This window comes from Cytobacillus sp. FSL H8-0458 (assembly GCF_038002165.1).
Taxonomy (GTDB): Bacteria; Bacillota; Bacilli; order Bacillales; family Cytobacillaceae; genus Cytobacillus.
The window spans coordinates 556,415-573,132 of sequence record NZ_JBBOBR010000001.1 but is presented as its reverse complement, the minus strand read 5'-3'; the positions used below and the strand labels follow the sequence as shown (position 1 = coordinate 573,132).

The window sequence follows — 16,718 nt, the reverse complement described above, 5'->3', positions numbered from 1 at the left end:
CCTGCCATCCAGGCAAGAACCCTGTGTCAGCAGCAGAAATACTCGAATGGCTAATGATTTGCAGGCTATTTTTCAACTGTTTTTGATTATAAGGATTATAAAATTGTTCAGTAAAGGAAAGCCTTATTTTTCGAATATTTTCGCCTTTTTAAAAAATGCCTTTTTACTAACTTCTTACAAAAGAAGTTTTTTGTCAAGCAAGAAGGTCTATGAGTAATCTTCAATTAATTTACGGATTTCAGACATAATCCTCTCGGTGGTTTCCTCCGCCGAAGCCTTTCTTTCTCTGAGCTCTTTCATATCAATTGGTGTCCCGTAAACAACTTTTAATTTTGAAAAGGCTTTATAAGGACCAATAATGGCGCAGGGAACGACATGCGCTTCCGACCTGAGAGCAAAAAATCCTGCTCCGGCAAGACCTTTTCCCAGCTGTCCCGTTTTACTCCTAGTACCCTCAGGAAACAGCCCTAAAACATTTCCTTCTTTTAAGATCGCAAGCCCTTTTCTTAATGCTTCCCTGTCACTCATTCCTCTTTTGACAGGAAAAGCGTTTAGATGAGGAACAATTTTCCCGAGGACCGGAACATTAAAAAGCTCTTCTTTGGCCATAAAATATACTGGCCTTGGAGCATTAATTCCGACTACGGGCGGATCCAGATTATCTATATGATTGGAGCATAGAAGAACTCCGCCTTCAGATGGAATGTTTTCCTTTCCGATTACTTCAAATCTGTAAATGGGTTTTAGGACTCCATAGACTGCCGCTTTGGCAAAAGCGTAGAGATTCACTTAGAACCAATCCTTTCAATAGCCAGATCCATTATCTTATCGACTACCTGCCCAATTGACAAAGATGTAGTATCAATCTCCTTAGCATCTGCCGCTTTTCTTAAAGGAGCTATTTCACGTTCAGAGTCCAGCTTGTCCCTATGGGAGATTTCCTCCTTCAGCTTGTCCAGGTCAGATGAATATCCCTTTTGGATATTTTCGTTATGCCGCCTTAAAGCTCTTTCATCGACAGATGCCCGAAGGAAAACTTTCACTTCTGCATGGGGCAGGACATGGGTTCCAATATCCCTGCCATCCATGACCACTCCTCCATTTAAAGCAAAGCTTTGCTGACGCGAAACCATTTCTTCCCTGACCAGCTTGTGCATGGAGACAACAGAAACAGAATTTGTCACTTCGGAAGTTCTGATTTCGTTTGTCACATCCTGGCCGTCCAGATAAATTAATTGCCCTTTTTCACCTGGCTGCAGTTCAATAACTGTATTGTTTAAAATCTTCATAAGAGAAGCTTCATCTTCAAGGCTTGCATTTTTCTGAATCGCTTTATATGTTAAGGCGCGATACATGGCACCAGTATCAATATATATGTAAGATAATTTTTCTGCCACGATCTTTGCTACTGTACTTTTCCCTGCAGCAGCTGGCCCGTCAATTGCAATTGATATACGTTTACTCATAGATCCTCCTGTGTAACCCTGGCCGCTTTTTCCCCAGGTTCATTCCGCTTTATTTTAACATAATAATTCTGCATCAGTGCATAAATAAGCTGTTTTTAAGTCTTGCAAATTTTTTTAAATAGTCCTGAAAAAATTTCGCCACAAAAAATAAGCAGGCGCCTGCCTGCTAATTATTTTTCCTGAAAGTTTCAAGCAGCTCAGTAAAATTCTGATCTGTGACACCTTCATACTGTGTCAGCTGCTTTAATTCCGGAAAAGCATCCATATGATGAAAGAAAAATTGAGTGATCAGCAGGAAAACAAATTGCACAATTATTAACTTAAGAATAATCCTCTCCACCGTTTTCATCATTGCCATCTCTCCAACTGGAAATATAAAATTCAGCCATAGACTTTACCATCTATTATGAGAGATGAATATAAAAAATATTCCTTTATTCATTTTTCCAGGCCTTTTTTCTTCATGGCCAATTGCCTATCGAAACAAAAGCGCAGAAGCAATTGCCTGTCCTGCGGGGTTGTATCTATGAATTGTACAGAAATAAGCGATATACCATTTCTTGATTCAGATACTCTTATTATTTTACTTTTAAGCTTCAAATAATAATTTGCACCGTTTTGCATGGCTAATACGAAATAAGTAAGTATTTGCATATTGGCTTTTAAGGAATTGTCCATCTTAGCGATGATTGCAGCCCCGCCTGCACTTATATCATCCGTAACGGACACAAAAGGAGTAAACTCATTATTTTCCGCATGGATTGCAACATCTACAGGTGTTTCAACCCGGACAAACTGCCGCCTTTGAATTTTCACTAAATGTTCATCCCCGGGATAGGATAAAATCATCATAGGGATTTTTTGCTTAACTCTTCCAAGAACCTCGCTTTCGAAAAGGTATACTGTTCCATCATCAGCCAAAAAGGTAGCCTTCAGCTGAGTACCATCTACCAGAAATGCAGTTTTATTCGTTTCCTGATTTATTGGATAATCAATATATAAGTTATTTCCTTCTCTTTCGGCAAGCTTGCATTTATAATTCTCAGGTTTTTCAGAGTACGTCAATTCGAGCATCAATGCTTCTCCAATATTTATCACACTTCTACACTTCCCCATAACAAAAGGATAATCTTGTCATTTAATTATGAACGCTATATTAGATTCCTGCAATAACATTTTTATTTCTTTTAGGCAAAAAGACCTAAAAAAAAGAAAGCCTATCCGGCTTTCTTTACACTACATCTTCATAGATTGGTTCTGCATTCTTAAGCTTTTCTACTTTTTCTTCCTGTCCTGTTTCTGCATTTAAATAAATCCTGTAAGTATCTTCACCCAATGTGCCCACAAATTCATAACAGGAAACTTCCTGATTCAAATCGTTGATAATTATTGCTCGCCTGTCTTCCATGACTTTCAGCTGCGGGTTCACCTTGGATCTTGCCTCTTCTGCAGTGATCGCAGGCTCAGGAATTTCACGCTGATGATGAGATTTTAAATAATCTTCCGCAGAAAAAGCTGTCATCCTGCCATTGTCAAGCGCAATTTTCACACGAATGGAGTCCGGATAAATTCTTACACCATCCTGATTCGACACGAAGGTGAATACACCTAAATTGTCATATTGGGCACTCTCGAATAAATCCAGATCTTTAAAGCCATTGTCCTTTAGAAATTTAACTGCATTATTGCTTGCCTCATTAAGGCTTACTTTTTGTTTCGCCACTTTCCGGTCCAGGATAAACCAGATTGGATAGCCGCCTTTTTTGGTAATATCCATGTTTGCTTCTTCATTTGTTTTCTTGTTTTGGATACTCACACTGAAAAACCCGTAATCAGATCCCTTGCCGTTCTCCGTTACTCTGATATTCACATTTTTACCCAAACCTGCATAATGCTGACCAATACGTGCAGCTTCTTTTTCTGTTATTTCTTTGCCCTTCAGATATTTGTAGTTTTCATCCTTTTTCTGCATATTTACAAATGCAGGCCCAAAGTCTGTCTCTCCATAGCCTTCAACTGTTTTTTCCACTGTCTTAAAGCCATCTATGATTGTATTGTCTGCAGGTTCTTTATTGGACGCGAGAGCCATTTCCACATCCATCCATCTTAAGTTTTTTTCAAGAACCATATGCTGTACTTTACGTAAATCCTGCTGAACATCCGCAGATTGCTTATAAAGCTGTTTGAGCGTTTGGTATTCCTTTTCCGATAACGGTTCCTTCTCTAAGTCTCTTACTGCTGTCCGATAGCTGAAATCTCCGATATTGGATAGAAACTCTTCGGTTTTATTAAAAGGAAGAAGTGTTAGAGGCAGCTGGCCCACATCCGAGTGGGCCTCTGAAGTCAATCTCCATACTTCTGCCAATTCAGGTGACAGTGAAGCTCTCGAATTCATCGCTAAAGTTGTTCCGATTTTGTCATGCAATAGGTCGACTTGATAAGTTAAATCATGAAATGCTCTTTGATAATTATTTTCAGCATTAATGAGAATTGCATTTTTCTCACGGTGTTCCTGATAACCCCAAAACGCTGTACCTGCAACGCCCAGCGCAAGTACTCCAATAAGAATTCCTCTAAGCATGATTATTCACCCCTCTATTTACAGAATATATGTTTTCCAATCCGCTTGATTTGCGGCCGTGTCCAAATCCATCCGCTTGTAGCGGTATCCGGATTAAAGTAATACAGCGCCTCTCCTGTCGGGTCCCATCCATTTATCGCATCCAGCACTGCTTTTTTTGCCGTATCATTTGGCGTTAGCCATATCTGTCCATCGGCAACGGCAGTAAAAGCACGAGGCTCAAAAATGACACCAGAAACAGTGTTTGGGAATGAAGCACTGTTTACACGGTTTAAGATAACAGCAGCAACGGCCACCTGGCCTGTATACGGTTCCCCTCTTGATTCTCCATAGACCGCATTGGCCATTAGCTGAATATCATTTTCCGAGAAGCCATTAGGGACATTTGAAGCAGTGGGCTGTTTGGGAGCTTCCTGCTGCTGTTCCGTTCCCCCCGTTGACCCTTGCTGAGGCTTAGTCTGCTTGTCAGTTTCCACTCCGCCATAGTGGGTAAATTTATTCCCCTTATTGATTTGTTCTTTCACATACTGTTCATTGTATTTAGATGCTTTCGCGAGCTTGTTTTTTGTTTCCTGGCCTGCAAGCCCGTCAATGGGAAGTCCAAATTCATATTGGAAGTTCCTCAGTGCCCAATAGGTTCCCCATCCAAAGACTCCATCGATCTTCCCGTTGTAAAAGCCTAAATACTGGAGACGGGACTGAAGTTCTATTACATCTTCGCCTACAGCCCCGTGCTGAATCACCTGATTTGAAAAGGCATTGGCTTTTTCCATATTCCCGCTCAATGGAATTCCCAGCACACAAAGGGAGATTATGAGTAAAACCTTTCCTGCCAAAAATTTCTTTTTCATGGATTATAACCTCCAAAAGTCAATCTTTTATCATTGACCCTATTTTTTGTAGTCCCTGGCTTTTTATTCAATAACTTGAGTCATTTATTAAGGTTGCCGGAAATAAAAAAACCCTCCATCAGGAATGGAGAGTTTTCTGTATATCAAATTGGTGATTCATATGCCTTGCGCTATGAGCCCTTGCTTTTTTAACTTTTCTTAAGCCCAGCCACCAAAGGAAGATCATAAATGGAAACATGATAAAAATCCAATGTTTTAGGGAGATAAGGATATAGTCGTAAATGCCGTGAAGGAGAAAAGGTATAAGAAGTGAAAAGGCTAACCATTTTCTTGTAGATGTTGCCGAGAATTTTCCTTTTCCTATATAATAGCCCATAATAACACCGAAGAGAGCATGACTGGAAACCGGGAGCAAGGCCCTCCCAAGTGCGTGTTCCACACCGAGCCCGATAAGATAGAAGATATTTTCTGCAGTAGCAAAGCCGAGTGATACTGAGGCACCATACACTATTCCATCATATGGTTCATCAAAGGTTATATGCTGATAAATAGTATAGAATAATATAAACCATTTAAAGAATTCTTCCAGCATGCTTGATGACAGAAACGCATCCGCTAAACTGGACTGCAGCACCCCTTCAACTTCTAAGACATATTGGATGAACATGATGGGGAACACGAGCAAAGCACCAAATAAAAAAGTTTTAAAAACCATTGATATGGGTTCTGACTCATATTGATCTTTTAAATAAAAATAACTTAATAGTGCCAGTCCCGGCGCGATGCCAGCGGATAATATTCCCAGCATGAGCTGTCCTCTTTTCAATCTGTTTTCTTAATCGTATCATGATATAGAAAGAATTAAAATGATTATTCAAATATTGGAAAAGAAATATTTCGCTTCATATTCTTATTTAAAAGCAAAAATTGGGGGATTAACATGGAGAAAAAAAAGATACTTGTTATACACACAGGAGGCACCATTTCAATGAGCGAGGATGCAGCAACAGGTGCCGTAAAGCCAACAGATAATAATCCATTAACTGAAAAAACAAAAGAACTGCTGTCGCTTGCAGAATTACTGGTTGAAGAGCCTTTCCACCTCCCTTCACCGCATATTACACCAAAGGAAATGCTTAAATTAAAGGAAATCATTGAAAACAGCCTTGCAAAGGAAGAGATTAGCGGCGTAGTGATTACCCATGGGACAGATACATTAGAAGAGACAGCCTACTTTTTGGATTTGAGTGTTAAAACATCCCTTCCCATCGTTGTTACAGGGGCAATGAGGTCGAGTAATGAAATCGGTTCAGACGGACTTTACAACCTTATTTCATCTATTCGTGTGGCTGCATGTGAAGAAGCAAAAGACAAAGGGGTCCTTGTCGTTTTAAATGATGAAATCCATACAGCAGAAAATGTTACAAAAACACATACGAGTAATGTTTCTACTTTCCAGAGCCCTCAGTATGGGCCAATCGGAATAGTCACAAAGAGAGGTGTATTATTCCATAACGCGCCGACAAATAGAGAATACTATCCTTTGGATACGATTGTAAAAAAAGTCACACTTATTAAAGCTTTTGCCGGAATGGATTCTTCTTTGCTTCATGCAATCGGGGATTTAGATTTCGATGGGGTTGTAATTGAAGCACTTGGACAAGGTAATCTCCCTCCAGCCACAATTGAGGGCATTAAAGCCCTTACTGAAAAAAACATTCCGATTGTATTGGTTTCCCGCTGTTTCAATGGAATTGCACAAGATGTATATGGTTATGACGGAGGAGGAAAACATCTCAAGGATATGGGTGTTATTTTCTCAAATGGACTTAATGGGCAAAAAGCCAGAATTAAACTGTTAATTGGATTGGAAACGCAGCAAAATATCGAAGAGATTTTTCAAATATAATTAAAAGGCTGATCTTAAGTGATCAGCCTTTGCTGCTTTCGCTCTCTTTTTCAATGATTGCTTTAGCTATTTGTCCGCCATGAAATCTCCCATTTTCAATAAAAATTTCGTTGGCATTATTTCCGGCAGCTATCACACCTGCAATAAATATTCCAGGGACATTCGTTTCCATCGTTTCAGGGTTAAATTGGGGACGCCCTGTTTCATCATTAATTTGAATACCCATACTTCTTAAAAATTCGTGATCAGGATGGTAGCCAGTCATGGCAAATACAAAATCGTTCTTAATGTCAAAAGTTTTACCATCCACCTTATATAATAGCTTATTTTCACTGATTTCTTTCACATGTGCATTGAATTCCATTTTAATGACGCCATTTCTCACTAAAGACTCAAACTCAGGCAGAATCCATGGCTTTATGCTTGGTGAATATTCTGTTCCTCGATAGATTACCGTAACTTTGGCTCCTGCTTTTACCAGTTCGATCGCAGCATCAACACTTGAGTTTTTACCGCCGATAACCGCTACGTCTTTATCAAAAAATGGGTGAGCTTCTTTGAAATAGTGAAATACCTTTGAAAGATCCTCGCCAGGTACTCCCATGTAATTGGGATGGTCGTAATAACCGGTTGCAATTATGACGTTATTGACGGTATAATGCCCCTTATCAGTTTGTACGTCAAATGCTTCAGATTGATTCTTTATTACATATTGAACTTTCTCGTAAGCATTAATCTTAATGCCCTTTCTTTTCACCACTTCCCGGTAATACGTTAGCGCCTGGTTTCTCTTAGGCTTGTAATTTTCCGTTATGAAGGGCACACCGCCGATTTCGAGCTTTTCGCTTGTGCTGAAGAAAGTCTGGTGTGTTGGGTAGTGGTATATTGCGTTTACGATATTGCCCTTTTCGATAACAAGGGGGTTTTTTCCAGCTTCCTGAAGGGCTATGGCAGCTGCCAATCCGCAGGGCCCTCCCCCAACAATAATAGCGTCTATATTCAAGATTCTCACTCCTTAAATGCCAAAAACAAATATTCCATGCTGCGTTTATAAAAAATCTCCCATCAGTTTATGATAGGAGATTTCTTATGATTATTCAAATGTTCTACTTTAGATAGTTACAGTTAAATCCATCCGCGGAATCTAGAAGCTTCAGCCATTTTTCTGACACCTACCATATAGGCAGCCAGACGCATATCGACACGGCGGATTTGGGATGTCTGATAAATATTATCGAATGATTTAACCATGACTTTCTCAAGCTTTTCTTCTACTTCTTCTTCAGTCCAGTAATATCCCTGGTTATTTTGAACCCATTCGAAATAGGATACTGTTACACCACCGGCAGAAGCCAGTACATCAGGGACAAGCAGGATCCCCCGCTCAGACAGGATCCGGGTTGCTTCCAAAGTAGTTGGACCGTTAGCCGCCTCCACTACAATGCCAGCTCTTATATTATGTGCATTTTCTTCTGTTATCTGGTTTTCTATAGCTGCCGGGACTAGAATATCGCAATCAAGTTCAAGAAGCTCTTTATTTGAAATTGTATCATTAAACAACTTTGTCACAGTGCCGAAGCTGTCACGGCGATCCAAGAGGTAATCAATATCAAGGCCGTTTGGATCATATAAACCGCCATAAGCATCTGAAATACCAACAACCTTCGCACCGGCATCATGCATAAACTTCGAGAGGAAACTTCCAGCGTTTCCGAATCCCTGAACAACAACTCTTGCACCTTCAAGGTTGATGCCTTTTTTCTTGGCAGCTTCCCGAATGCAAATTGTAACACCTTTAGCTGTTGCTGATTCCCGTCCATGTGAACCGCCCAGTACAAGCGGTTTACCGGTAATAAAGCCTGGGGAATTAAATTCATCAATCCGGCTGTATTCATCCATCATCCATGCCATTATCTGCGAATTGGTAAATACATCAGGCGCAGGAATATCCTTAGTAGGCCCCACAATTTGACTGATTGCCCGAACATACCCGCGGCTTAGCCGCTCTAACTCACCGAAGGACATATCGCGCGGGTCACACACGATTCCACCTTTACCTCCGCCATATGGAAGATCTACAATTCCGCATTTTAAGCTCATCCAAATAGACAGTGCCTTTACTTCCTTTTCAGTTACATTCGGGTGAAAACGAATACCGCCTTTAGTAGGACCAACAGCATCATTATGCTGGGCCCGGTAGCCAGTAAAGACTTTTACTGTTCCGTCATCCATCCGTACAGGAATTTTCACTGTCATCATACGAATTGGCTCTTTAAGAAGCTCATACACCTCATCAGAATAACCCAGCTTCCCTAAAGCCTTATGTATGACCGTTTGAGTCGACTTTAAAACGTCCAATTTTTCAGCTTTATTTGAATCAGTACCTTTCTCGGCTACCATTTGTAAACCTCCTAGAAAAATCACTTTCATTAGTTGTCCGCTTCCATGGAATAGTATACACCTTTGCCTAATTTATGCAAGAAGAATAATGAAGTTTTCCGCATTTTTTGATATTTACATGAAAACGCTATCAGCGTTGGTATTAAAGGGAATTTTCTGTATTCTCCCAGTACTTCTTTTCCCGCTCGAGTACAAAAGAAACATCCTATTTCCTTTTGTTGTTTTTTTAAAGAAACAGCCTTATATTTGATATTATTGCAGCTGTTTAACTATATTTGGTTTACCCAATTTTTTTATAATTCATGAGCTATTAATCCAGATTCGGTGTTTCGCTGTTATTACCTATGTCTGCTAATTTTTTTGAGATCTTGCAAAAGAGCAGCAATCAAAAAAAAAAGAGGTTGATTCCCCTCTTCCACTTTAAGAGAAATAGTCCATCAGCTTTTTTACAGCGCTGGTCTCGATAAGCACTTTCCCATATTCCTGAATAACGTGAATGCTGGTAAAAGCTGAATCGCCATACTCAGCTAATATGGCAATTACCCGATGAATATTTTCTCCCTCTAAATCAGCTGCATGATAAAAATACTTTTCCTTATAACAATATAGGCTCCCTTCCTCAATCTGCACGCTGTTCAGACTTTTTGCCATTTGAATTACATCTTCAAAATCCCGGAATTCGAATAATATATCTTCACTGCCATCAACAGTTACCTGCATTTCAATAAAACCATCCTCAAGGAGCTCTTCATCCATCTGCTCCTCCATCGTAACAATCATCACCATTCCCTGTGCCTGCATGGAGAATATCTCCACTGCAACTGAGCCCTGAATGTCTACACCAAATTCTTCACTTGCCTCTTCAAGCATTTCATGAAAAAGCTGATGCCATTTTAATGAATCCTTCAAGACATCTTCCTTAGTCAGTCCCCTATCATTCAAGTCATCTAAAGTGAGAAAGATTTTGATTTTATTATAATTCAAACGTTCTAAGCGCATTATAAGCCCCCTGACCTGAACCAACTCTTTGGTTTAGTGTATGAAATATTGATTAGTTTGTGAGTCGTCTTTTTTCAAAGCTTGTTGTTTTTTGTTTATGAATTCTGCCCGTTGATTTCCGCTGCAGGCACTTGCTTTCCGCGGGGAGGAATGCGAGCCTCCCGCAGGAGTCAAGTGCCCTCCGCTCCAATCAACTCAGCAAATTAAACTAAGTTATGAAAAATCAACAAACTTTACGAAAACAGCCAAAAGAAAAGACCCGGCAATTGACCGCCAGATCTTTTTTTATAAGAGCCGTTCTTTAATCCATTCTTCCCATTCTTGCGGAGAACTGCCGGGTATAAACTGTTCATACTTCATTTTTTCTTCGCTGCCAAGGGAATCAATGCCGAATCCCCCAATGCCTACATGCAGGTTTCCATAAGTCCCGGTAAGTCTCTCTGAAAGTTTAAGGGTTTCCGGCACGTTAGACTTCAATGTACAGGATAAGAACAAAAACTTGGGTTTAACCACTTCAATTACAGTGTCAATATCTTCATCAGCAATGCTTGTCCCAAGGTAAACAACCTCAAATCCTCTTCTCCGCAGGAATAAAGTAAAAATTAAAAGCCCTAATTCGTGAGCTTCTCCAGGGCCGCAAACTGCGACCACTTTTGGCAGAACCCCGTTATGCGGAAAGGAATGAAGAATCATCCCTATTCTTGATCTTAATATGGACGAGGCAAAATGCTCATGAGCACTGGTTATTTTTCCTTCCTCCCATAGATGCCCGATTTTCACTAAAAGAGAGCCTAAAATATCAATTAATACTTTATCAATTGTGTAAAAACTAAAAGCCTGATTAATCAAATCATGCGCTTTGGATTCATTAAAATGAAGAAGAGCTTCAAGCAGCTCATTGGCGAGGGCACCCGACCGGTCTCCTTCCTTATCCATCTGAAGCGGCTCAGCATTTAGTTCCTTGTTTTCCAGAAGGGAAACAGCCTGGCTGATGGAAAAACCCTGATCCACTTTGCTGATCAGCCATTTTAATATTTTGATATGCTCTTCGGTGTATAGTCTATGGCCGGATTCATTTCTCTTTGGGGCAACGATTTGATATCGTCTTTCCCATGCTCTTAAGGTTCCTGGCTGAATGCCGAGCATCTTAGAAACAGCCTTGATATTATATTTACCCTCTTCAGTTGCCATGCCCAGCCCTCCCTTCAATGCTAATTAACAGATCGCCATGCCCTCGAGCCAGCTGGACAGCGATTAATTTCAGAACTTATACCTACTTAAAAAGTATAAAAACAGCTGTAAGAATTGTAAAATCTGGATGTGTTTTTATTTTGCAGCGTCGATATCAGCTTTTTTTAAGGTGATGAAGTGAGTTTCAGACTTTGCCCCCAGCCTTAAAGGCACTCCAGTCGTACCATAGCCGTTGCTGATCAGAATTGTTGTTTGCGGCAGCACTTTTATCCGTCCCTTTTCATATAGGCTATACCCCAAAATATGTATTTGACCCCCATGTGTATGCCCGCTTAAGACAAGGTGAATATTTTGTTCTTTTTCTATACTATTAATGATTCGCGGATCATGGCTGACGAGAACCCGAAATCCATCAGAGCCTGCATCCTCAAGTGCAAGGTCGAGCCGATCCCTCTCTTTGCTAAGATCATCTGTTCCCAGCAGAATAAAGCGCTCACCTTCCGCTGATTCAAAGGAGAGGGCAGTGTTATCAAGAATTTTAACTCCGCATTCGAGGAGGAGGGCGTCGAGCTGATGGTAATCCACTTCATAATCATTGTTCCCCCACACGAAATAGACAGGCCCGCATTCCTTCAAACTCAGCAGGTTTTTCTTTACTCTATCAAAAGGAACTCCTTTTTCCAAGAGATCACCGCCGATAATCACCAGATCAGGCTTCTTCTCTTTTATCTCCCCAATCATGGTTTCTGATACTGTCCTCCTATGAATATCAGAAATAAAAAAAAGCTTTATTTCACCAAAGCTTTCCGGGAATTCAGGAAAAGTAAGCTCTTTATATATAATTCTATCTGCAAATGCCTCCCTAAGCATAAACAATAGTAAACCTGTACCGCCAATTAAGGCTAAAGCTATTAAGTATATCATAAATCCTCCTGCCATCAATCGCCTTTACTCAGTCTCCAGCAAAATTGATTTTCTTGAAATCTAAAGAAATAATACCATAGATTGCCGAAAAACAGAAAAGGGCAAACGCTTCCCATGGCGAAAGAACTGACAAAGTAAAAAAGCATCCCATCAGCAATAAGATCAGAACAGTCCCAAACAAAGCATTGCTTTCTTTCAATGACTTGATATTTTTAAAAACCCCGGCAGTCCATTCAATGATCATCCTAATGATTTCTGCGTTGGCTATAAAGGAGATAAGAAAAAATGTCATGCCCAGGACAAAGCCTGCCGGCTCGAGCACAAAAATAACAATCATATCTGAAATGCCCATTGGAATAGACACCGGAAAAAATTTAATAAATAAAATGCCGCCAATAAAGCCAGTCACCAGCTTCAGCAAAGTTACAAACACTAAAAACCCCTCCCATACAGAGTGTATGAGAAGGATTGATTTTGTTGACTATATATACATTAATCTTCCGAAATATCCAGAACACGGAAACCGGATTTTTCAAGCCGGCTGATGAACTTATCCATATTATCATTTTTCTCTACCTTCATGACGATGCGGCGGACCAGCTTGTCTGTTTCATCAAAAGTAACAAGGGATATGATGTGTTCATGGAAGTAATGGGCGATTTCGGCCAAACGGGCAATTCGTCCTTCCGCTTCTACAGAGGTAAATGCAATTCTGACACCAGGTTTATTGGTTCCAAAAGCAGATTGGAATTGAGCAAGAACATCAAAGCGAGTAACGATGCCCAGAAATTTGCTGTTATCCCCCAAGACAGCAAGCAAAGGAAAATCCTTTAAATCCAGCAGTGTTTTTTCAAAAATTTCATTTCCCTGTAAATATTGCTCCTGGTGTGTGGCAATATCCTTTACGAGTGTTCCTTCAAGAAAATCTTCCTTAGATTTCCCCGCCAAAAAGAAGTTCTCGTATATACCAAATCTGGTAATTATGCCGGCATATTGATCGCCATCCAAAACGGGAAGTCCATCGATCTGGTTGTTCTCCAGCAAGGCCAGAGCTTCTTTCAAAGCTGCATCCTGTCCGATTGTTTTACAGTTATGTTTGGGGATCATAATACTTTTCACAAACATTGCCATCACCTCAAGAGTAATATTAATTATACCTATTAAATTCGCTATTGCCTCAACTTTTCCCTCTTTTTATTGGAGTAAACACTCATAAAAACACCATGCTTCTCATAAGTTTCATTGACGCATAAAAAGGAGGGATTATGATGAATACACTCCGTAAAACCTGGCACCCATATGTAAGCCCCTTTGACCCCTGCACTCCTATAAAGGTCAAAACTTATTCCACACCTCCAAACCTTTATATGGGATTCCAGCCGCCAGGACTTGAACAGTTTACACCGATGCAGGCCTTAAAAACAGGTACGCTTTGGAAGGCTTTCTATGATCCATGGTACAGTCCCTATGAAAAAGCCAGGGAGGGACAGCAGTGATGAAACAATTGCCGGCAGATTACTACCAGCTTCTCGAACAGCTTCAGGCTGTAGACTTTGTTCTTGTTGATCTGACTTTGTACCTTGACACTCACAATAATGATTCAGAAGCCATTAAGCAATTCAACCATTACGCAAAAGAACGGAAAAAACTGAGAAATGCCATAGAGAGCAAATATGGCCCATTAATGCAATTTGGCCACAGCTATTCGGGACAGCCATGGAATTGGGATGATCCCCCGTGGCCATGGCAGGTTTAAATTGATTTTCAGGCGCCTTCTTAATATGGAGGCGCTCAGGGCCGGATTACTAGCGGACTTCCTAAGGAGGCTGAGAATAAAATGTGGGTTTACGAAAAAAAGCTTCAATATCCGGTTAAGGTAAGCACGTGCAATCCTAAACTGGCAAAATATCTAATTGAACAATATGGGGGTGCGGACGGTGAACTTGCTGCCGCACTAAGATATTTGAATCAGCGTTATACTATTCCAGATAAGGTAATCGGACTCCTTACAGATATTGGAACCGAAGAGTTTGCACATCTGGAAATGATTGCTACAATGGTTTACAAATTAACGAAGGATGCTACGCCTGATCAAATGAAGACTGCCGGCCTGGATGCCCATTATGCTAACCATGATAATGCACTGTTTTATCATAATGCTGCAGGTGTGCCTTGGACAGCTTCTTATATCCAGGCAAAAGGCGATCCAATAGCTGATTTATACGAAGACATCGCCGCAGAAGAGAAAGCAAGGGCAACCTATCAGTGGATTATAAACATGAGTGATGACCCGGATCTTAATGACGGACTCCGGTTTTTAAGAGAAAGAGAGATTATTCATTCCCAGCGCTTCAGAGAAGCCGTTGAAATTCTAAAGGAAGAACGGGATAAGAAAAAATTCTTCTAAATACTTAACAAAAAGAAGCAGGCAGGCTGCTTCTTTTTCCATTTGCTGATCTTTCATTTGTTCTCATGATAAAGGTTTATATCATAATTTTTTTTCATCATTTCGAAAACGGTATGGCGATTTTTCCATTCATCTTCTTTTTTCCAGAGATCTTTGCTCTTATCAATTATTTCACACCTGAGGGCATGAAATTCTTTTTCTGCTTTCTCTCTTTTTTCTCTCAGAAGATTCATAAGCCCATAAAGACCAACCGTAAAAACGAGTAAATAGAAATTAGCAGACTGATTGACAAAAGCCGAAAACATGGATGCAAACGAATAAGAGTATGGCTGCATAACACTCTTATAAAGATAGAATAAGAATAAAAAAGATATAAAAACAGTCGCCCACATGGCAATTAAATGCCAGGACTTGAATCGGTCAAACTTTTGTTTTCTCTCTACTACTTTCTCAAGCATTTTTCTTGTTGCCTGGTCTGTACGTTCGTCAAGCATTCTAATCGGCGATTCCAAAACGCTCCCTCCCTTTCATAATAATGTATGAGCTTGTACATTATTCTATGACTGGGAGAGAAGGAAGCTGATGGCCTGAGACTCTTTTATTGCTCAAGCGGGATTTTTAATACCTGACCTGTTTGTATTTCATTTGACGGCAAATTGTTGGCTTGCTTTATTATTTCAATTCCGGACTGTGACTTATAATAGGTCATGGCAATTCGAAAGATTGTTTCCTTCGGTTGAACTGTATGGTAGACAACTTTGCCTTCCTTTTTTAATTCTTCCTGTGTCCCGGCTGTTTTTGAAGGGTCTGTACTTACAGAAGCTGTTTCTTTGGCCTCTTTATCGGAAGCGGGTTCAGAACCTTTATCTTCTGCAGCAGACTTTTGGGGAACCTGTTTTTTCTCCTGGTCGCTGGCAGCTTCTTTCTCTTGTGTCTCTTCAGCTTTTTCAGCTTTTTTAGGCTTCTCACTTTCCTGCTCTTCTCTTACTTCTATGGTCGTCCCTTCATCTTCATCATTTGTGGCGAAAACAACCGTTTCAGAACCCATTTCTTCAGATTCTGCATTTAACCCGGTATTGATGCTTTTATCACTGCTTATATATTGATATATGCTGAAAATGGTAATCGGGAGCAGGATAAAAAATAAAGCCAGCAAGCGAATAACAGGGTATTTAACTCTCCATTTATTTTTTTTTCTTTTTTCCTGATGTATACGGCTCCGCGGCGGCAAAGCGGATTTTTGCCCGCTGTCTCCCGTTTCCTGTTTTCTGTCAATCTTCTTGCGGAGTCTTTCAGCTTGATCTCTATAAGGATCTTCTTTATTCATGTTTCATCCCTTCCTGCAAAAAAAATCATTAGAAGTTTATTGAACTGCTGTTAACTATTGTTCATTGTATTTTCCTCATTAGATTTTTTCAGGTACCGTTTTCGAATAAGAATACCCAGAAGAAAATCAATCAGAAAATGCATAACAATCGTAACAACCAAATTATTGGTTATATGATAAATATAACCTATAAAAAAGCTTAATGTAATAATATTTACAAACAAAAACCAATTAAAAAGATATCGATAATGAACTAGCGCAAAAATTAGACTTGATATCGCAAGTCCGAAATGGGTCTGAATGACACCCCTGAAGAGAAGTTCTTCGCTTATAGCCACAACTGCTGCAATAAAAGCAATATGAAGAAAATGGCGGTTTTGAAAAATTTTCTTATTTAACCCTCCGTCATCATACATTTCCTCAGGGAGGAGCTTCATCAAGACAATATCAATCAGGACAACAGCCAATCCTGCCGCTGCTCCTATTACAAGAATATCAATATCATCAAGTATAAAAAGAGCCTGGAATTCCTTAAAGCTGTTAAAAAATATAATACTTAGGATGAATGCAATGGCTAAAATAAGCACCTGAGTAAGATATAGATGAAATAATAGTTCCTTGTCAGTTAATTCCTTAATGATATCCTCGTATCTTTTCTTCATT

General features: G+C 40.0%; 21 protein-coding genes. 4 read left to right on the top strand and 17 right to left on the bottom strand.

Features of this window, described 5'->3' with window-relative positions; genetic code table 11:
- Positions 1-207 precede the first annotated feature (207 nt).
- From NYE23_RS02870 to prsW, 7 genes are all read right to left on the bottom strand, one after another.
- Complete coding sequence (locus NYE23_RS02870; RefSeq protein WP_341075306.1) at positions 208-789, bottom strand: lysophospholipid acyltransferase family protein; 582 nt, start codon at positions 787-789, stop codon at positions 208-210.
- On the bottom strand, positions 786-1,466 hold the full coding sequence (cmk, locus tag NYE23_RS02865; RefSeq protein WP_341075305.1) for a (d)CMP kinase: 681 nt from the start codon (positions 1,464-1,466) through the stop codon (positions 786-788). Before cmk ends, NYE23_RS02870 begins: the two co-directional genes overlap by 4 nt.
- A gap of 166 nt (positions 1,467-1,632) precedes the next feature.
- The gene (locus NYE23_RS02860; RefSeq protein ID WP_386852051.1) at positions 1,633-1,818 is read right to left on the bottom strand and encodes a YpfB family protein; all 186 of its coding nucleotides are present in this window, start codon (positions 1,816-1,818) and stop codon (positions 1,633-1,635) included.
- Positions 1,819-1,904: 86 nt separating this feature from the next.
- The gene (locus NYE23_RS02855) at positions 1,905-2,564 is read right to left on the bottom strand and encodes a flagellar brake protein (protein ID WP_341075304.1); all 660 of its coding nucleotides are present in this window, start codon (positions 2,562-2,564) and stop codon (positions 1,905-1,907) included.
- A 133-nt stretch (positions 2,565-2,697) separates the two neighbouring features.
- Entirely contained in the window at positions 2,698-4,047 is a 1,350-nt protein-coding gene (gene ypeB, locus NYE23_RS02850; RefSeq protein WP_341075303.1) for a germination protein YpeB, read from the bottom strand.
- Positions 4,048-4,061: 14 nt separating this feature from the next.
- On the bottom strand, positions 4,062-4,898 hold the full coding sequence (gene sleB, locus NYE23_RS02845) for a spore cortex-lytic enzyme (RefSeq protein WP_341075301.1): 837 nt from the start codon (positions 4,896-4,898) through the stop codon (positions 4,062-4,064).
- A gap of 118 nt (positions 4,899-5,016) precedes the next feature.
- On the bottom strand, positions 5,017-5,706 hold the full coding sequence (gene prsW / locus NYE23_RS02840; RefSeq protein WP_341075300.1) for a glutamic-type intramembrane protease PrsW: 690 nt from the start codon (positions 5,704-5,706) through the stop codon (positions 5,017-5,019).
- A gap of 132 nt (positions 5,707-5,838) precedes the next feature.
- Here prsW and NYE23_RS02835 point away from each other — a divergent pair, with 132 nt between their 5' ends.
- Positions 5,839-6,807, top strand: a complete 969-nt coding sequence (locus NYE23_RS02835; protein ID WP_341075299.1) for an asparaginase — start codon at positions 5,839-5,841, stop codon at positions 6,805-6,807.
- Positions 6,808-6,829: 22 nt separating this feature from the next.
- Here the strand turns inward: NYE23_RS02835 and NYE23_RS02830 are convergent, their stop codons facing one another.
- The 7 genes from NYE23_RS02830 to NYE23_RS02800 form a co-directional block, all read right to left on the bottom strand.
- On the bottom strand, positions 6,830-7,810 hold the full coding sequence (locus NYE23_RS02830; RefSeq protein WP_445662579.1) for a YpdA family putative bacillithiol disulfide reductase: 981 nt from the start codon (positions 7,808-7,810) through the stop codon (positions 6,830-6,832).
- Positions 7,811-7,932: 122 nt separating this feature from the next.
- Positions 7,933-9,207, bottom strand: a complete 1,275-nt coding sequence (locus NYE23_RS02825) for a Glu/Leu/Phe/Val family dehydrogenase (protein ID WP_341075298.1) — start codon at positions 9,205-9,207, stop codon at positions 7,933-7,935.
- Between the two features lie 420 nt (positions 9,208-9,627).
- Entirely contained in the window at positions 9,628-10,206 is a 579-nt protein-coding gene (locus tag NYE23_RS02820; RefSeq protein WP_341075297.1) for a genetic competence negative regulator, read from the bottom strand.
- A gap of 285 nt (positions 10,207-10,491) precedes the next feature.
- Positions 10,492-11,397 carry a MerR family transcriptional regulator gene (locus tag NYE23_RS02815; protein ID WP_341075294.1) on the bottom strand — a complete coding sequence of 302 codons (906 nt, stop codon included), beginning with the start codon at positions 11,395-11,397 and terminating at the stop codon, positions 10,492-10,494.
- 135 nt (positions 11,398-11,532) lie between these two features.
- The gene (locus tag NYE23_RS02810) at positions 11,533-12,321 is read right to left on the bottom strand and encodes a metallophosphoesterase (RefSeq protein WP_341075292.1); all 789 of its coding nucleotides are present in this window, start codon (positions 12,319-12,321) and stop codon (positions 11,533-11,535) included.
- A 28-nt stretch (positions 12,322-12,349) separates the two neighbouring features.
- The gene (locus NYE23_RS02805) at positions 12,350-12,754 is read right to left on the bottom strand and encodes a hypothetical protein (RefSeq protein ID WP_341075289.1); all 405 of its coding nucleotides are present in this window, start codon (positions 12,752-12,754) and stop codon (positions 12,350-12,352) included.
- A gap of 59 nt (positions 12,755-12,813) precedes the next feature.
- A complete protein-coding gene (locus tag NYE23_RS02800; protein WP_341075287.1) occupies positions 12,814-13,446 on the bottom strand; it encodes a CBS domain-containing protein in 633 nt (210 codons plus the stop codon).
- Positions 13,447-13,589: 143 nt separating this feature from the next.
- Between NYE23_RS02800 and NYE23_RS02795 the strand changes: the two genes are divergently transcribed.
- From NYE23_RS02795 to cotJC, 3 genes are all read left to right on the top strand, one after another.
- Entirely contained in the window at positions 13,590-13,817 is a 228-nt protein-coding gene (locus NYE23_RS02795; RefSeq protein ID WP_076260414.1) for a spore coat associated protein CotJA, read from the top strand.
- Positions 13,817-14,077 carry a spore coat protein CotJB gene (locus NYE23_RS02790; protein WP_341080580.1) on the top strand — a complete coding sequence of 87 codons (261 nt, stop codon included), beginning with the start codon at positions 13,817-13,819 and terminating at the stop codon, positions 14,075-14,077. Before NYE23_RS02795 ends, NYE23_RS02790 begins: the two co-directional genes overlap by 1 nt.
- Positions 14,078-14,158: 81 nt before the next feature.
- Positions 14,159-14,728, top strand: a complete 570-nt coding sequence (gene cotJC / locus NYE23_RS02785) for a spore coat protein CotJC (RefSeq protein WP_341075285.1) — start codon at positions 14,159-14,161, stop codon at positions 14,726-14,728.
- 53 nt (positions 14,729-14,781) lie between these two features.
- Here the strand turns inward: cotJC and NYE23_RS02780 are convergent, their stop codons facing one another.
- The 3 genes from NYE23_RS02780 to NYE23_RS02770 form a co-directional block, all read right to left on the bottom strand.
- The gene (locus NYE23_RS02780) at positions 14,782-15,240 is read right to left on the bottom strand and encodes a YpbF family protein (RefSeq protein WP_341075284.1); all 459 of its coding nucleotides are present in this window, start codon (positions 15,238-15,240) and stop codon (positions 14,782-14,784) included.
- A gap of 86 nt (positions 15,241-15,326) precedes the next feature.
- Complete coding sequence (locus NYE23_RS02775; protein WP_341075281.1) at positions 15,327-16,055, bottom strand: LysM peptidoglycan-binding domain-containing protein; 729 nt, start codon at positions 16,053-16,055, stop codon at positions 15,327-15,329.
- A 50-nt stretch (positions 16,056-16,105) separates the two neighbouring features.
- Positions 16,106-16,717: a CPBP family intramembrane glutamic endopeptidase gene (locus tag NYE23_RS02770; protein WP_341075279.1), complete on the bottom strand. Its 612-nt coding sequence runs from the start codon at positions 16,715-16,717 to the stop codon at positions 16,106-16,108.
- Position 16,718: the final 1 nt, after the last annotated feature.